11 protein-coding genes are annotated in these 18,129 nt (G+C 51.1%); 8 read left to right on the top strand and 3 right to left on the bottom strand.

Annotated features, from left to right (window positions below; translation table 11 throughout):
- Nucleotide 1 precedes the first annotated feature (1 nt).
- Entirely contained in the window at nucleotides 2–658 is a 657-nt protein-coding gene (locus AB2U10_RS11000) for a phosphatidylserine decarboxylase family protein (RefSeq protein ID WP_367914655.1), read from the bottom strand.
- Nucleotides 659–711: 53 nt separating this feature from the next.
- Here AB2U10_RS11000 and AB2U10_RS11005 point away from each other — a divergent pair, with 53 nt between their 5' ends.
- From AB2U10_RS11005 to AB2U10_RS11030, 6 genes are all read left to right on the top strand, one after another.
- Nucleotides 712–3,264 carry a hypothetical protein gene (locus AB2U10_RS11005; protein WP_367914654.1) on the top strand — a complete coding sequence of 851 codons (2,553 nt, stop codon included), beginning with the start codon at nucleotides 712–714 and terminating at the stop codon, nucleotides 3,262–3,264.
- Nucleotides 3,265–3,341: 77 nt separating this feature from the next.
- The gene (locus AB2U10_RS11010) at nucleotides 3,342–4,025 is read left to right on the top strand and encodes a porin family protein (protein ID WP_367914653.1); all 684 of its coding nucleotides are present in this window, start codon (nucleotides 3,342–3,344) and stop codon (nucleotides 4,023–4,025) included.
- Between the two features lie 377 nt (nucleotides 4,026–4,402).
- The gene (locus AB2U10_RS11015) at nucleotides 4,403–9,205 is read left to right on the top strand and encodes a translocation/assembly module TamB domain-containing protein (protein ID WP_367914652.1); all 4,803 of its coding nucleotides are present in this window, start codon (nucleotides 4,403–4,405) and stop codon (nucleotides 9,203–9,205) included.
- Between the two features lie 19 nt (nucleotides 9,206–9,224).
- Nucleotides 9,225–11,531, top strand: coding sequence for a translocation and assembly module lipoprotein TamL (gene tamL, locus AB2U10_RS11020; RefSeq protein WP_367914651.1), 2,307 nt, complete (start codon nucleotides 9,225–9,227; stop codon nucleotides 11,529–11,531).
- 197 nt (nucleotides 11,532–11,728) lie between these two features.
- Nucleotides 11,729–12,400 carry a hypothetical protein gene (locus AB2U10_RS11025; RefSeq protein ID WP_367914650.1) on the top strand — a complete coding sequence of 224 codons (672 nt, stop codon included), beginning with the start codon at nucleotides 11,729–11,731 and terminating at the stop codon, nucleotides 12,398–12,400.
- A gap of 29 nt (nucleotides 12,401–12,429) precedes the next feature.
- Nucleotides 12,430–14,058 (top strand): astroprincin family protein, encoded by a 1,629-nt coding sequence (locus tag AB2U10_RS11030; protein WP_367914649.1) that lies wholly within the window; start codon nucleotides 12,430–12,432, stop codon nucleotides 14,056–14,058.
- A gap of 241 nt (nucleotides 14,059–14,299) precedes the next feature.
- Here the strand turns inward: AB2U10_RS11030 and tnpA are convergent, their stop codons facing one another.
- Nucleotides 14,300–14,752, bottom strand: coding sequence for an IS200/IS605 family transposase (gene tnpA / locus AB2U10_RS11035; RefSeq protein ID WP_367914648.1), 453 nt, complete (start codon nucleotides 14,750–14,752; stop codon nucleotides 14,300–14,302).
- Nucleotides 14,753–14,893: 141 nt separating this feature from the next.
- Nucleotides 14,894–15,880 (bottom strand): ribonucleotide-diphosphate reductase subunit beta, encoded by a 987-nt coding sequence (locus AB2U10_RS11040; RefSeq protein WP_367914647.1) that lies wholly within the window; start codon nucleotides 15,878–15,880, stop codon nucleotides 14,894–14,896.
- A gap of 193 nt (nucleotides 15,881–16,073) precedes the next feature.
- Between AB2U10_RS11040 and AB2U10_RS11045 the strand changes: the two genes are divergently transcribed.
- Together AB2U10_RS11045 and argG are read left to right on the top strand one after the other, a co-directional pair.
- Nucleotides 16,074–16,871 (top strand): M48 family metalloprotease, encoded by a 798-nt coding sequence (locus tag AB2U10_RS11045; protein ID WP_367914646.1) that lies wholly within the window; start codon nucleotides 16,074–16,076, stop codon nucleotides 16,869–16,871.
- Between the two features lie 61 nt (nucleotides 16,872–16,932).
- Nucleotides 16,933–18,126, top strand: coding sequence for an argininosuccinate synthase (argG, locus tag AB2U10_RS11050; RefSeq protein ID WP_367914645.1), 1,194 nt, complete (start codon nucleotides 16,933–16,935; stop codon nucleotides 18,124–18,126).
- Nucleotides 18,127–18,129: the final 3 nt, after the last annotated feature.

Consider the following 18,129-nt stretch of genomic DNA (forward strand, 5'->3'; position numbering starts at 1 on the left):
ATTACAGCTCGGCAATCACGGTTTCTCCCCCTACCGGCCGGTCGTCGAGATTCACCCTGATCTTTGCCGTAAGCGGAAGAAAAATATCGATCCGCGATCCGAATTTAATAAAGCCGAACTCGCTGCCCTGCGTAACCTTCGAACCTTTGTCTACATACCAGCAGATTCTCCGGGCCAGGGCACCGGCTATTTGCCGGAACAGCACTTCCGTGCCGTTTTCGTGGCGGGTAACAATGGTGGTTCTTTCGTTTTCGGTGCTGCTCTTGGGGTGCCAGGCCACCAGGTACCTGCCGGGATGGTATTTGAAGTAGGAAACAATACCGGAGATCGGGTTAAAGTTAATATGTACATTGAAGGGCGACATAAAGATAGATACCTGTATCCGCCGGTCATTGAAATATTCGGTTTCGGTCACCTCTTCAATCACAACCACTTTGCCGTCGGCCGGGGCAATGATATGCTGTGGGTTTATTGGGGTTTTTCTCGTAGGTTTGCGAAAAAATTGCAATACGATCAGGAATAATACGGCACTGGCTATCCATAGCAGGGTATGGAGCAAGGTGCTTTCGGGGGCAAAGAAGTAAGCGGCCCCGTTAATAATGGCCAGTGTCAGAATAGTCACCAGAAGTGTACCTGTACCCTCTTTATGTATTGTCATATTGATATATTAAGTTAGTCCCGGCGTTTTATACGGCAAATATAGTAACAGATTTGATGAAAGAAGATCGGTTTTTCTGGAGAAGATGGACAAAGCGGGAAAAGATCCCGTTTTTCCTGGCGATGTTCCTGACGGCGGCGCTCTCAGGTTATGCTGTATGGGCGTGGATACGCGGAACCGGAACCGTATTCTCGTGGGATGTGATCACGGAGCTGAAGGAAAAGGCGGTACAGACCCCGGCACTTTATTTTGATAAGTTTTCTTTTTCGGCTACCACGCCGCTGTGGTATGTGACAGAGTCGTACGCTCCTTCGCTTCTGAAGGTGAATACCCTGGCGTACTTCCTCTTTTTAGGAGGCATACTGGTGGGTGTGTCGCTGATCCTGGCGGGGCTTTCGCGGCTCAGGGGGGCCTGGTTCCTGGCCGGGGCGTTGCTCCTGGGCGGAGTGCTGGCGTCGCTGCGGCTGGAAAGCATTTTCCTGGTCAGCAAAAACTGGCCTTTCCTGGTGGCCTTCTCGCTCAGCGGGGTGGCCTACTTTCTTACCAACCTGTATGCCCGCCGGCTGAATGCCCTGAAAACAAGCCTTCTCTGGCTGGCGGTCTGGCTGGTTTTTACAGCGGGCGTAAAATGGTTTTCCGTCATTAATGAGCCCTTTTTATCCATGGCGGCTTTCGGGGTGACAGCGGGCCTGGTTATAGCATTTATTTTTATTTTCCTGATCTCTCATGAGATCCTGGCGGCGCTGTACGCGCTGGTATCGCAAAACAGTGAAAAAGGGAAAAGCAGCCTGCCCCAGGTGCTGGTGGTAACGGCGGTTTTCCTGGTCAATGCCGTGCTGATCTACCTTGAAAACGCCCGCCGTATTGATAAAAGCAGCTTTGTGGTGCCACCGTTATGGCTCTATCTCTCCAGCCTTGTTTTGGGTTTGTGGGGGTTCAGAAAGCTGTTAGATCAGCGGGGCTGGTTCAGCTTCCAGGGGGTAGGGGCCTGGCTTTACCTGGGCCTGGCGCTCATCACCACCGCCCTGGTCGGCCTGGCTTATGCTACGGCCAATACCCCGCTGACCGAGCTGCTCGAAGATTATATCAGTATAACGTTTTTGTCGGCAGGCCTCTGCTTCTTTGTGCATGTGGGGCTCAATTTCTGGCCCATGATCAAAGCGGGCCTCCCGTTTCACAAAGTGATCTATAAGCCGCCTTTCAGTAGCCTGCTCCTGGCACGTACAGCTGCCGTTTTTCTGGTTTTTTTTCTTTTCTCCCTGAAAAACCGGTATTCTTACTTCCAGCTGCGGGCGGGGATCAGCAACGCCATCGGTGATTTTTACAGGGAAGAGGGCGACTGGAAATCGGCTGAAGCCTACTACAAAAGCGGGTCGAATTACGATCTGAACAACCTGCGTTCAAACCTGTCGCTGGCCTCTATGGCCGAGCAGGCCGGAGATCCCCTCAGTGCTACCTGGTTTTACCAGCAGGCCGGAACGAAAACCCCTAACGTGATATCGCTTATCGGGAAAAGCAGGAGCCTGGAGCGGCAGGAGATGTTTTTTGACGCTGTCTTTGTGCTGAAAGAAGGCATCGGGCAGTTCCCGGATGACCACCGGCTGTATACCAACCTGGCCCGTTTGCAGGCCAAAGCAGGAATGACCGACAGCGTGCTGCTGAACCTCGATAAGGCGCTGCAGCTCTGTAAAAACTGCGGACCGGAGAATACCAATTTCCTGGCTTTCTGGATTGAGAACGGCAAAGCCGGGAAGCTCACCGAAATGCTGGCCCTGGCCGGCCGGCCGGAGGGGTACAGTTTCCGGGCCAACCGGGCGGCGATTGAGCGGCTGACGGGTACTGAAACCGTATTCAGCGATTTTCGTGTGGCGCCTGATTCAGCCCTTGATATGGGCCGGGCGGCATACCTGCTGAATGCCATGAGCAATGCCTATACGCGGAACCAGACCGGGATCTCTTCGGGCTCTCTGCACACATTCCGGGAAAACGGGAATAATGAACAACTTTATGAGCAGCTGAGCTGGGCTTCTGCTAACCAGCAATACTACCGTGAGACCAAAACGGAAGGGCTCCGGCAGCTGGTTTCGCTGGCCGGATCGCCCTCTAAGCTGGCTCCTTTGTATAACCAGAACCTGGGGCTATGGCTGATGCGGGAAGGGGCTTACGGGGAAGCCCTGAAAAGGCTGGAGAAGGCGGGCGACACGGCATCGGTTCAACTGCTCTCAGGGGCCGGTCTTCAGGCACAGATAGATGAAAAGCTGAAAGCGCAGGCCGAAGAGCTGGGCCGCGGGCTGACCCTGGCCAACCGGGAAGAATTGCAGAACAAAGCGCCGCTGAACCCGTGGTTCCTGGTAAAGGTGGCTGACCTGCTCAGTAAAAACAACCGGGCGCTGGAAGCGTACAACACCTTATTGTATGCTCTGGACTTTTTGCCCGATTCACCGGTGCTGCTGTCGGCTTATATCGATAAAGCCCTGGATATCTCAATGACAGATTACGCCGAAGATGCCTTAGTGCGGGCACGCATAGTGATGAATGACACGGAGTTCCGGTTATTGGAAAACCGGGTAGAAGAAGCCCGGAAAAAGAGTAAGGATTTTAATTAACAAACTTTTAACGAAAATAAACGAGACTTCGACCGGATTCCGGGGTCTAATTCCTACAAACCATAAATGATTATTCAATGAAAATATTCTTCAAGACCGCTGTATTGGTTGTATTGTCTTTCCATCTGGCTACTGCCCAGGATATCCGCCTGGGTGTAAAAGGAAGCCTGAACCTGACCAATATTCCTAATTTTACAGCAGTAGAGGCACTAGGACAGGATTTTAAATACATGGCCACGGGTGGAGCAGCTCTTTTTGCGGAGATTCCGCTGGATCAGAACTTTACCTTCCGGCCGGAAGTGGCGTATAACCGCAGGGGCGGGAAGATAGACCGCCTGAACCTGGGCGGCGGAACGATAGGGTCGATTATCGGCGGACTGACCAATGCCCGGCTGAACATCGATTATCTTGATGTGCCTCTTTTACTGCAATATAAATTTTCAACGGCGGCTACCGGAAGCGCTTACGTAATAGCAGGGCCATCGGTAGGCTTTAAGGTGGGAAGCAGCATGAGCAACAGCCTGCTGGGCCTGATGGATCTCAAATATGACCTGAATCTGAACTACAAAGACGTGGACTTCGGTGGCGTGGTCGGCCTGGGGTATGAAATGCCTGTGCGGGGTAAGGTAAAAGGCTTTGTGGAAGCAACCTACCGCCACAGCTTCACCAATGCCATTGGCGACATCGGGATTCTGCGGGTCGACTCCAAAACCAGCAATTTCGGCTTCTCGGTGGGGCTGAGTATGCCGGTGGGCAAATAAAAGAAATGAAAAGAGAGGTTACCGGGCCTCTCTTTTCATGCTGAAACACTACCACTTGTCTATTCACCGAGCAGTGTATCAGAAAGAATTTTTCTTAATTCTTCCTTGTCAGGTAGATAAAGCGGGTATTTCTGTACAAAAAGCTGGCTATTACTTTCATAAGTGGCATACTCTATCAGCAATTTGTCTTTGTACCGGGCAAGAATGATCCCTATTCTGTTTATTCAAACGGGATAAAAAAAATAGCACTCTCCCCTGAAAATTTACGCAAAAGGACATAAAATTCCGGCGTGAAATATAAATTCCGCCTGGTGAAACCCCATTTTTAGTATTATCTTCGTTCTATACTTAGTAATTTTGTGCTCTAAAGCCGTAGCATGACCAGAAAAATCCTCAGTAAATCTCTGAAAATACTGGCAATAGTTTTTATTGCTGTGTTGGGTGTGCTTTTGGCATTAATGGTCTACTTTAATTCGGCTCCCGGTCAGAAACGGCTCAGTAATCTTATCTTTAACCGCCTGTCCAGGCAGATCGGAACACCCGTACACGGCAGGCTCAGCTTTTCTATCCCCGATTGGGTGCACCTGGATGACCTGCTGATCGTGGATCAGAAAAAAGATACCCTGTTGTACTCGAAAAAGGCCTATCTTGATGTGGCGCTTTTCCGCCTTTTCAAAAACGAGCTCCTGATTGAACAGGTAGAGCTGGAAAACACGGTAGCGAATATCAGCCGGGAGAACGGCACGTTCAATTTTGATTATATCCTTAACGCCTTTTCTTCAGATGCTCCACCGGCGCCGGCAGATACCACCTCCGTGCCCATGAAAATTACGCTCAGCGGAATTGACGTGAAAAACCTGCGGGTGAAGTATGAAGATGCCGACGCCGGCCATCTGTTCCGGGTGAAGCTGGGCGGGCTGGTGTCGGGCTTTAACCGCCTGGACCCCGGCAAGGCCGTTTATGACCTGAAAGATACCAGGATCAGCTCGCTTTATGTGAGCGGGAAGCTGGGCACTGCGCCTGAAGATACCACGGCCTCCGGGCCTCTGCCTGATGTGCGCCTGAAAGCGCTGACGGCGCAAGACATCAACTGGGACCTGGACCTGGGTGCGCAGTATACCTCCGGGCACCGGGCGGCCATTGCAGCTGACCTTCGCGGGTTTGACCTCCCGGAAATGGAATTTGACATTGCCCGGCTGGGGGCTGACTTTGAACAGCTTACCTTCAAAGATAAAAAAGCGCAGCCATCGGTGGCCGGGGAGATCAACTTCGGCGACCTGGCATTGAACGATCTGAAACTTTCGGCTGAAGATCTGCTGATGCAGGACAGCGTGATGGCAGGGAAGATCACCGCCCTGAGCTTCCGGGAGAAAAGCGGGCTGGAGCTCCGGAAGCTGAACGTACAGGCTTCCCTGAAAGGAAATACATTGCTGCTGGAAGATGTGGATATCGCCACGGCGGCTTCTGGGCTGAAGGCTACAGCCAGGGCTGATCTTGATACGGCCCATTATGCCCGGAGTAGCTTTGATGCGGTTATTGCCGACCTGAAGCTGGCCCCATCCGAGGCTTTCTTCTTTAAGCAAAGCCTGGCGCAAACGCTGGGATCGATCCGGAACGACCGGATTACCGGCCGGGGGCGGGTCAGCGGAACAGTGGAAGAAATGAAGCTGGAGAATATTTACTTGACCGCTACTGCCAACACCCGCCTAAGCCTGAACGGGATGCTCTATAACCGGGAGGTGTTCGGGATGGATCTGCAGGTAAGAGACCTCTCTACCACCCGCCAGGACCTGGCAAAGTTTACGGGCGGGAAGCTGCCGGATAGCATTGAGCTGCCGGAAACCCTGGTACTGAACGGTTCGGTCAAGGGGAATATGGAAGATCTGGCCGCCGAGCTGTTTCTCAACTCCAGCCAGGGTGGGGCGCGGCTGACAGGCAGCCTGAAAGACCTTTCCAGGGTGCCGGTTTACGCCGGTACACTGACCGTGGAAGACTTTGCGGCAGGCCGGCTGATCCGCAATGCCGATGTAGGCAACCTGAAGGGAGCCGTTACTTTTGACGGCCGGGGCTTTGATAATCCCTCCTTAAAATTTGACGGTGTCATTGATGAAGCAGGTTATGGCGGAGAGGTATACCGGAATATCGCCCTTAACGGAAACCTGGAAAACAAGCGGGTGACCACTACGGGCTCGGTGAATGACCCCAGGGCGCAGCTGAAGCTGGATGTGGTGGTGGATATGCGTAACGAGGTGATCACCGTAACGGGGAACACACGGATTGACCGGCTAGACCTGAAGGCCCTGGGTGTAACGAAAGAAAACCTGGCGCTGAAAGGTGATTTTGATATTAATCAGCTGGTGGCCGACCTGAAAAAACCGTATATCGACTTCAAGGGGCGGAACATTACCGTTCTGAAAGACTCGGTGGCTTACCCTATAGGCGACCTGACCGTGCTGACCGAGTACGGTGAGACACTGAAAAAGCTGGACCTGACCACCCGGTTCATGAACCTGTCGCTGTCGGGTAACTTTGAGTACGACAAGCTGCAGAGCATCCTGATGACCGAGGTGAACAAATACTTTAAGCTGCCTGACTTCCAGCCGGCCAGCGACACCCTGGATTATTACTTTGATATCAACGGAACCATCAGCTATGATCCTGTCTTTACGGCGTTTGTGCCCTCGCTGAAGAACTTTAAGCCCGTGACCATCAATTCCGGCCTGAAAAGTGAGGGGGAAATTCCTTTTTCAGGCCATATTGCGGTGCCCTACCTGCTGTACGACTCGATCCAGGTGATCAATACCACCTTTGATTTTACGGGTAACGGTACCCGCATACAATACGGGCTGCTTTCTGACCAGGTGTCTACCCCGTCGTTCCGGCTCAGGAAGGCCGACCTGCACGGAAAGCTGGAAGAAAATGTGGCCTCGTTTGACCTTTCCGTGAAAGATAGTGTTGACCGGCAGATCCATTCCCTGGCGGGCTTCCTGGAAAGCGACGGCTCAAAGGTGAGGATCAGTTTTGACGAGACCGGCAGCATGCTCTTTTATGAAGAATGGGGCGGCAACCCTTACGGCTACATCGACTATTCCCCGGCCGGGTTGTACGTGAATAACGTGGTGTTTTCTTCCGGGGACCAGGTGCTGCGGATCAACAGCATTAACGAAGAGCCGAATGCACCGTTAACGGTATTTGCAGAAAAGCTGGACCTGAACTTCCTTTCCCGGGCTATCCTGCAGGACTCTACCCTGACCTCCGGTTACCTGGATCTCGATCTCCAGCTGGTGAATTACATGGGTGATGACAACCTGGCCTTTACCGGGGAAGCAGATATTGACGACTTTCATTTTAACCAGGTAGCCCTGGGCGACCTGCGGGCCAAAGCAGAGAGCGACAACCTGAAAGAAATAACCGTTTACGCTACCCTGAGCGGGCTGAACAACGACTTTGAGCTCAAGGGCGCTTATTTTACACAAAAAGAAGAATCGCTCGATTTTAAGCTGGACATCGGCGGCCTCGATATCAAAGCACTCGAACCTTTCCTGAAAGAAGTAGCTTATGATATGAAGGGCAGTGTAAAAGGCGATGTGAACATCAAGGGCTCTTCCACGAAGCCGCAGATTGACGGGTCGGTGGCACTGGATAGCACCGCGCTCCGGATCAAAGAAACGGCGGCCCTGCTCCGAATCAACAACCAGAACCTGAAAATTAACCGGTCGAAAATTCTTTTTGAAAAACTGCTGATCAAAGACGCCAATGACCGCGACATGGTGATCAACGGGGCGGTAGACCTTTCCGGGATGCCCGATTTCAGGTACGACCTGGACATTACTACCAGCAATTTCCTGATTGCCAGCTCAGAGCGCGGGCAGAGCGAGCTCTTTTACGGTACAGCATACCTCGACAGCAAGCTGAATGTACGGGGAACCAACAGCGAGTTCCGCCTTACCGGTGATATCACGGCTAAAGAAAAAACCAATCTCACCCTGCTTTTGCCGGATGAGAGTGTAGGCGAAGACCTGAATGCCGTAGTGACTTTTGTAGATTTCCGGAACCAGGAGAAGTCGGTCAGGCGGAAAACCGAAAGCACCCTTTCACTGGCCAATGCCGTAAACATCAACGTGGTGATCGATGATAAATCCACCATCAATATGCTCATGAACCCCATTACCGGCGACATGCTCACGGCCTCGGGCAATGCCCGTTTGAACCTCGGGTTTGACAATGCCGGCGACCTGTTCATCATTGGCGAAATGAGCATTGTCAGGGGAAGCTATGAGCTGACTTTCCAGACCATCAAAAAGCGTTTTGAAATTACGGAAAGCAGTAAAAGCAGCATCTCATTTGCCGGTGACCCCCTGAAGGGAATAATGGATATTACGGCAGAATACAAAGTACCGGGCCGGAAAGACGTTAACACCTATCCCGGCCTGGAAGATGGTAAGACAGCCGAGAAGCTTTTTGCGGATATCCGGGTAGACCTGGTACTGAAGGGCGAGGTGATGAGCCTGTCAGAAGTTGGCTTCCAGATTGTGGCCAAAGAAACAGAGGTAAGCAGCGTATCGTCGAAGCTGCAGGAGCTGGGCTGGACCATTGTTAACGACCGGGGCGAGAAAAAAAGCGGCACGGAAGGGGCTGTGACCAGCGCCAACCGCGAAATGCTGAAGCAAAATGCCATCATGCTGCTGGTAGCGGGCAATTTCTCGGCGGCACAGATCCTGGACAGCTTTACCTCATCGGGCGGGGCAGGCTACGAAGACCTGGCCCGGCGTAACGTCAGCCAGATCATCTCTTCCCAGCTGGAGCGGTATGCTTCAGGGTTGATCAAAGGGGTGGATCTGAACGTAGGGCTTCAGTCTTCGGGCGGAGTTACCCAGGACGGAAGCGACCGGAGCACCAACCTGAACCTGGGCGTAAGCAAGCGGCTGGCCAATGACCGGCTGATCTTTTCGGTGGGGAAAAACTTTGAGCTGGAAAACAAAGAGCTGCAGTCGGATGAGATATTCGATAACGTGGAAGCCAACTGGCTGATCACCACCGATGGCCGGTACCGGCTGAAAGTTTTCCGGAAAAACCGCAACCAGAGCGCCATTGAAGGATCGGTGATTGAGACCGGCCTGGGCTTTATTATCGCTATCGATTACGACAGCTGGAAAGAACTGATGAAACGAAAAAAATAGGCTGAAAGCAGGAATATACATGAAACGATTACTGATACTGATACTGATGAGCCAGGCCATCTACTCGTGTAAGGTGGCTGACAAAATCCCGCCGCAGAAGCGACTGTACGGGGGGGCATCGGTTTCGGTAATCCGGCACGACAGCCTGGCGGGAGGTGAGGTGCCTGAATTTAAAACCCTCCTGGAAGACGCCACCCGGCCCGTTCCGAATACCATGCTTTTCGGGTACCCCTATAAAGTGGCGTTCAATTATTTCCTGGGAAAGAAAAAGAAAGAAACCGGCCTGAAAGAGTGGTTCCGGAAACGGTTGGGAGAAGAGCCCGTATTTGTGGATGCCTTTATGGTAAACCAGAACGTGACCAACCTGACCTCCCTGCTGCATTCGTACGGGTATTTTAACGGCAGGGTTACCGGTGAGCTGGAAGAGAAAAAGGTATTGGGCTTTGCGCGGTACCGGGTAGAGCCCAACCAGCGGTTTCGCATTGACTCGGTGCTGATTGATCCGCCGGCAGAAGGAGAGTTTTACGAGGACTTCCTGAGCTTTTCACAGCACTTCAGGCTGCCCCGCTATTTTAACCTGGAAAGGATACGCGACGAACGGCAGAAAATGTACACGTCTATGCGGAATATAGGCTACTATTATTTTCGGCCGGAATATATCAATATTCTCCTTGACTCTGCCCAGCGTGCCACGCACCTGATCGCAAAGGTAGCTCCCCGGGAGGATATCCCGGCACAGGCCCGGAAAAGATACCAGATCAACAATATCTATGTAAACATTGATAAGCCTACGCGGGTAGAGCAACTGGACGAAAGCAGCTCATCGTTTGACTTTTTCCGCGGACTGGTGCTGGATGATCCCGGTAAGAAATACAAAGAAAACATCTTCCTTGACGCCATCGCTTTCCGGCCGGGGATGCTGTACAACAACGATGCCGTGAGCGTGACCAGCAACCGGCTGCTGAGCCTTCGGAATTTCCGTTCCATACAAAGCCAGTTCCAGGTAGTGAACCGGCTCGACTCCACGCTCATTGACGTATACTATAACCTGCAGACCAATAAACGGAAAACGATTAATGTGGAAGCCAACGCGTTGTCACGCTCCAGCGGGCTGGCCGGTACGCAGGTGAGCCTGAGCTGGAAAAACAGCAATACTTTCCGCGGAGCAGAGAAATTTGAGATAGGAGTTAACGGTAACTTTGAATTTCAGCTGGGAGGCAAGCGGGAAAATACGGAGTACAATGAAAACTACCGGACAGGTGCCTGGACCTCGCTGGAATTTCCGCGGTTTATTGCCCCGTTTATCCGGATCGACCCGGAGGTCAGCAACGTGCTTCCCAAAACACTGCTGAGGGTTTCGTACGAGAACTTTATCAAGCGGGGCCTGTATGATCTGAATTCGGCCAACGCGGAATGGGGCTATGCCTGGACCCGCGGAAAAGGAATCGAGCATGCCTTTAAGCCGTTTAAATTTACGTTTGTCAAATCGTCCAATCTTACATCGGCCTTTGTGGATGAAATATTTAACTACCCTGAGTTAATAACTATCCTGGACAATAACCTGATCATAGGGTCAGGGTATGAAATTGTGGTCAGCCCGGCCCGCCGCAAAAAAGGAACACTGAGCTACCGGGGCGGGCTGGATGTGGCGGGTGCGCTGCTTTCTTTGTATGACGGGGTAAACAGCGGCAGGGAGAATAAGGGCAAAATATTCGGGGAGCGGTACAGCAAGTTTGTCAGAGTGGAAAATGAAGTGCGGTACAGGTATGACTTCAGCCGCGATGTATCCTGGGCCAACCGGGGTATAGTAGGTGTGGGTATCCCTTTTGGAGATTCGTACTTCCTGCCTTTTGTGAACCAGTTTTTTGTTGGAGGTAACAACTCGTTGCGTGCTTTTCGCGCCCGGGGTGTCGGGCCGGGCACCTATAGCCTGGAAGGGCAGTCTACGGCCAGCAAGTTCCTGGCCACCAATACCGGTGATATTAAGATAGAATTCAATACGGAGCTCCGGTACAAGCTAAGCTCGCTGCTGAGCACTGCGTTATTTGTGGACGCCGGAAACGTGTGGATGTATAAAGACCCGTATATCTACGATGAGGGAGCGGTCTTCTCCAAAAGCTTCCTGAAAGAAATGGCTGTCGGTGGCGGAATCGGCTTCCGGTTCGACTTCAGCATATTTATTTTCCGGATCGACGTGGCCACGCCTTTCCGGAAACCCTGGCTCGATGAGCCGGAACGTTGGGTGTTTGACCAGATCAACCTGAAGAGCAAAGACTGGCGCCGCGAAAACATCATCTGGAACTTTGCCGTAGGATTGCCGTTCTGAGGTCTTATTTATAACGATAAGAGGGATCCGGTTTGTTTACCTGACCTGTTCTGTATATATTTGTAGTTCCTGAAATAATTGCCATGAAAACCTGATATTCTGCTTATTGCTGCTGTTGCAGCTATTACCCGATTAATGCAAAACCCATTTTAAAAAGTAGCCATCATTAAAGGAGGACTTCTCCGAAACCCGTTTTTATGAAAAATAAACTCCTGTTAATTGTTTTTATGCTGGCAGCCCTGCATACGCTCAGGGCCCAGGATAGTGTGGCTGTACAGAGCCGGTTCGGGTTGAGCCTGAACCTCGGCACCCTGCCCGGCCTTGAGTTGAATTACCGGTTCAAGCCCCGTCTGACAGCGCGGTTAAGCTACAGTTTCCTGCAGTATAAGCCCGATACAGAAATTACTGTTTCTGAGCAGAGACTGAACATGAACGGTGACGTCAAAATATCGGCTCCGGCATTATCTCTCGTATTTACGCCTTCAAAATCAGGACTATTTAAGCTGGTGGGCGGAGTCGCTTATTTAACACAAAGCAAGGCCGACCTGGTGTTCAGCCCCGTTGAAGACTATGAAGTAAACGGGAATATCTATACTCCGGCTGAGGTGGGCGAAATCAATTACGTGATGGATTATTCGAGTACGATTGCTCCTTTTGCAGCCATAGGATTGGGCCGTACAGTGCCCAAAAGGCGCATAGGGGTGGGTGTAGAGCTGGGTTCGTTTTTTATGACCTCGCCCAAAATTACCCTAACGGGCACCGAGCGGCTGGTGGGTATGTCAGAAGAGGCCGCTAAGATAGAAAACAACACGAAAGACTGGAAATACTGGCCTGTTGTGAATTTTAAGGTTAATGTCAGACTGGATTAAAATACTCACTTTATTTACTTATAAGACGAATGAAGAATATCAAAATTTATATCGCAGCATTGTTTTTTTTACTGGTTACCGGCCGGTGTAAGGAGATCAACCCTTTTGAGGGAGTAGACCTGGTGGTCAGTGGCGGAGCGGTCAACTCGCCTGTTTTACTGCAGTTTACAGATGCCAATCCGGGAAGCAGCACGCAGCCCGACAAGGTTACCGTGAAGATTACGGGCGATAAGGCAGCTGCTATATTGGATGATGCCGGCGGAAAAAACTATAAGGTGGCGGGCAATGTTCTGACCCTGATACTGGCGAAAGAAGTTACAGCTTCTCCGTCTGCTCCGGTAACTTTTACGATAGAGGTGGCGGCTCCGGGTTACCTGACCACCAGCCAGACTTTTTCGCTGACCGGTTCTGATCCTGCCCGGTTTGTAGTGCCGATGGTTCATGTTAAAAACCCGCCTGAAGGGGTAACGGCTGTCCAGGCGACCGTTCCGGTATCATCGGGTAAAATCACGCTCCTGGACAACGGCACGGAGGTAGGTTCTGTAGGCTTTAAGAGCGATACCAAAATAATGGATGCCGCAGGCAATACCATCAGCGCTGCCAATGTAAGTGCAGAAGTATTGATGTTTGACACGGAAGAAATTCAATCGCTTGCTGCTTTTCCGGGCGGACTTACCCCGGCAAGCGTACAGCTGAAGTCGGGAGAAAGCCGCAGTGTACGTTTTGTAACGGCAGGTATTGCCGCCATTAACATGACGGCAGGCGGCAAAGAAGTGAAAAAATTCTCGAAGCCGGTTGAGGTAAGCATGGCGATAGACCCTCATGTTAAAAATCCACAGACCGGCGAGGCCATAAAGGAAGGCAGCAGTATACCTGTATGGAGCTTTGAAACAGCTACCGGTCAATGGAAAGAAGAGGGAGAGGCTGTTGTATATAAAAACGAGAAAGGCCAGCTGGCAGGCCGGTTTGAGATATCGCACCTGAGCTACTGGAGCATCAATTATGCGGTTTTGGCCAATAACAGGTGCAGCAACCAGTATGCTGTGTTTAAGGTCAGCTCCAATGTAGAGGCAGACCTGGGGAACTATACCGGGTTTTTATTTGACGCACAGGGTAATTTCATGGGTTCGGGGTACGGCAACTTTAATGTGGCCAACGGTAACCAAACCAATATCATTCAGGGAAACGGTAACCTCAGTGCGGGCGATAAGCTCAGGCTGGAAGTGAGAGAAAAAGTTTCAGGAAAGACCGTTGCACAAACTACTTTTGACGCCTGTACGGAAGTGATACCTGTAAATATTACCATTCCTGACCCGGTTAAAACGGTGGCGGTGGATATTGACCTGGCAGCGATATGTAAAGGCGAGAACCTGCGGCTGAAGCCAAGCGGCTGGTTTGGATTGTACAACCCGGCCACGCTCAGCTATACCAATGTTTATCTTCAGGACGGGAAAGCAAGAATTTATGTTGTAGAAGGGGTGGAATATTCTCTGAATGCTTTCTATGAAGGGAAGATCTATTCAGGAAAAGTTACCTTTAAGCGTGACGGCAGTGTGGTAATTGCAGATGGCAACGGCCTGGCGGGCACAACGGGTTATGATGCGGGCTCAGACCTGATTACCTATAAGGCCGAATACATTATAGCTAATTGTAAGTGATAGTTGACTAAGAGGTATGTTCTTTGCCCTGAAAGGGCACCACACCCCAGCCAGGGGCGCAGCCCCGTTCGTTTTTGATGCAGGGAACGCCGGGGCCGCCCGGGAGCCCTGAAGGGGCGGGATATTCAGGGGAGGGGCATCGAGGGGCTGCGCCCGTCGATAACGTATCGCTGATGTATAGCGCCCCTTCAGGGCTATGTTGATGTATAGCGCCCCTTCGGGGCTTAGGGGTACGGTTGCGTTATTCCCAGACATATCGCTCATCATACTCTACGTTGTATTTTTTAAGGAATACGCGATATTCGCTCTTAAAATCTTTTTTGCTGTGGTGCTTGTGCTGATTAGCGATATACCGGATCACAATATCTACCTGGGACGGATTCACCGAAAATGCCCCGTAACCATCCTGCCAATAGAAGTTTTTATACTCCGGCCCCCTGGTTTTAATCCATTTGGATGAATGCGACTTTAATTCTTCCAGGAGTTTCATCAGGGCTATTTTTTTAGACAGCATGCAGAGAATATGGATGTGGTCGGTGTAGCCGCCCACTTTTATAACCGGGCATCCGAGCCGGTTACAGATCCCGCCCAGGTAGGCATGTAGCTCTTCCTCTACAGGCGGATGGATCAGCGGTGCACGGTATTTGGTGCTGAATACGATGTGGATGTAGTTTTTTACGAGTGATTGTCCCATTGGTGTGGTGTTGTTTGGGTGGATAGATCGGTAATGGATCGGGCCTTCGGCCCCGGGTTGTAAACCCTGAAGGGGTGATAATTATATTACGCCCCTTCAAGGTTACGTTATGGTATTGCGCTCCTTCGGGGCTTAACGGAATTAAAAATCTTCGTCCAGTGAGAAATTCATTTTCTCTTTGTCGGCAGTAACGCCGGCCTTCTGGTATTCTCCTACCCGTTTTTCGAAGAAATTGGTTTTCCCCTGCAGCGAGATCAGGTCCATGAAGTCAAACGGGTTGGTGGCATTGTATACCTTCTGAAGGTTAAGCGATTCCAGCAGGTGATCTGCCACAAACTCAATGTACTGGCACATTTGGGGAGCATTCATGCCGATCAGCGACACCGGGAGGGCGTCTGACACGAACTCCTTCTCAATCTCAACGGCATCTTTAATGATGGTATATACCTGCTCTTCGGGCAGCTTGTTGACAATATGTTGGGTATACAGCAGGCAGGCGAAGTCGCGGTGAAGGCCTTCATCGCGTGAGATCAGCTCATTAGAGAAGGTAAGTCCCGGCATCAGCCCGCGTTTCTTCAGCCAGAAAATAGAGCAGAACGACCCGGAGAAGAAAATGCCCTCTACGGCGGCAAATGCAATGAGGCGCTCGATAAACGAACCCTGCTCGATCCACCGGATAGCCCATTCCGCTTTCTTCTTTACGCAATCGATTGTCTCAATGGCGTTAAGCATGCGTTGCCTTTCAACCGTATCCTTGATATAGGTATCAATCAGCAGGGAGTAGGTTTCTGCATGAATGTTTTCAATCATGATCTGGAAACCGTAGAAACATTTGGCTTCGGCATACTGCACATTGGAGAGGAAGCCTACAGCCAGGTTTTCGTTGACAATCCCGTCAGAAGCGGCGAAGAAAGCCAGTACATGGGATATAAAATGCCTTTCCCCGTCGTTCAGGGAGGCCCAGTCTTTATGGTCCTGTGACAGGTCAAGCTCTTCCGCTGTCCAGAAGGAAGCCTCTGCTTTTTTATAGAACTCCCATATATCATCGTGCTTGATGGGGAATATTACAAAACGCGTAGGGTCATCCATCAGGAGAGGTTCGCTCTTCCTGAGTTCATCATCTGTCATTAGGTAAAAATTTAAGGTTTAAGATCCGCCCCGGATCACTTGGAAACTAAAAATAGAGAGTTTGGATGAAAATCAAAAATTATATTTCAGGAAAAATTGAGGCCTTCTGACGAAATGGGAGAATATCGGTTCTTTTATTGCATTTCCATAAATTTATTTCCTACTTTGGAAATTATTCGAAATCGCAAAGGTTATGCAAAGGGGAAATGGTTTGAAGTTCCGGCTGATCATTGGTCTGGTAATGGCCGCAATAGCCTATTTCAGCTATATGGGTAAATCGCAGGAAAACCCGTTAACGGGTGAGCACCAGAAGGTTAGCCTTTCAACAGAAGAAGAGGTGGCCCTGGGTCTCCAGTCGGCTCCCCGGATGGCACAGGAATACGGGGGCCTGTACCCCGATCAGCAGGTGCAGAACCAGGTGAGTGCGGTAGGCAACAAGCTGGTACGGGTTTTTAACGAAGAGCTGGCGGCCAGGGGCATCACCAATCCGTACAAATTCAATTTTTATGTTTTGCGTGACGGCCAGACCGTCAATGCATTTGCCCTGCCGGGCGGACAGGTGTTTATTACCGTGGGACTGCTGAGCCGGCTGAAGTCGGAAGACCAGCTGGCCGGGGTGCTCGGGCACGAGATCGGGCATGTGATCCACCGGCACTCGTCAGAGCAAATGGCCAAAACCGAATTTTACCAGGGACTGGCCGGGGCAGCTACAGCCTCTGCAGGCGACCTGGGAGCCGGCCAGATCGCTTCGTATGTAGCCAATATGAAGCTGATGAAATACGGGCGGGACGATGAGCTGGAATCGGATGAGTTTGGCGTACATTATATGATCAATGCGGGATATAACCCCCAGGCGATGGTGGAGGTGATGGAAATACTGGCGGAGGCATCGGGCGGAGATATGGATAGAGACGATTTTAACAGCACACACCCCAGCCCGGCCAACCGGGTAACCCGGATCAGGGAACATATCGCCAAATACGGGAAATAATGCTGCCTTTTGTTATACTTTATAGCGAGTTTAAGTCTACATTTGCGAAAAATTTGATCAGATGAAAAAGGTAGTACTGGCTTTCAGTGGTGGTTTGGACACCTCTTTTTGTGTAAAATACTTAAATGAAGACAAAGGCATGGAGGTGCACTCCGTGCTGGTAGATACCGGCGGATTCACGGATGCGGAGATAGCAGATATTGAAAAAAAAGCCTATGATCTGGGCGTAAAAACCCACTACACGGCACGCGTAGCCGATAAATACTATAAAGAATGTATCCGTTTTCTTATCTTCGGAAATGTACTGAAGAATAATACTTACCCGCTTTCGGTCAGCGCAGAGCGGATATTCCAGGCCGTGGCGGTAGCTGAATACGCCCGGTCGATAGGTGCGAACGCCATTGCTCACGGAAGCACCGGCGCCGGTAACGACCAGGTGCGTTTCGATATGGCGTTCCGGATCATTGTTCCCGATGCGGAGATCATTACACCGATCCGCGATCTTCGGTTATCCAGGGAGGCCGAGATTGATTACCTGAAAAAGAAAGGGGTGGAGCGTGAGTGGCACAAATCTACCTACTCCATCAACCAGGGCCTGTGGGGAACCTCAGTGGGCGGAAAAGAGACTCTTAACTCCTGGGATTCCCTTCCGGAAGAAGCATACCCTACGCAGCTCACGAAGAAAAAACCGTCTGAAATCACCCTTGATTTTGTGAAGGGCGAGCTGAAAGCGGTCAACAACCGGAAATTCAGGAACCCGGTAGACGCCATCCGCCGGGTACATGAGCTGGCATCACCGTATGCTATCGGGCGTGATACCCACGTGGGTGACACCATCATTGGCATTAAAGGACGGGTGGGCTTTGAAGCCCCCGCACCCCTGATCATTATCAAGGCGCACCACCTGCTTGAAAAGCATGTGCTCACCAAGTGGCAGCAGTACTGGAAACAGAACCTGGCCGAGTGGTACGGTATGCTGCTGCATGAAGGCCACTTCAATGAGCCTGTTCTGCGCGATATCGAAGCCTTTTTCACCAGCAGCCAGGAGACGGTAACCGGTACGGTAAGAGTGAAGCTGGCCCCGTATAATTTCACGGTGCTGGGCATACGTTCCGCCTATGACCTCATGTCAGATGTGTTTGGCAGCTACGGTGAAATGAACAACGCCTGGTCAGGCGATGACGTAAGAGGATTTTCAAAAATAGCCTCCAACCAGGTGATGATCCATCAGAAAATCCAGGAACTGGCGAAGTAATTA

It is taken from the genome of Leadbetterella sp. DM7 (genome assembly GCF_040829825.2).
In the GTDB taxonomy this organism is placed as follows: domain Bacteria; phylum Bacteroidota; class Bacteroidia; order Cytophagales; family Spirosomataceae; genus Leadbetterella.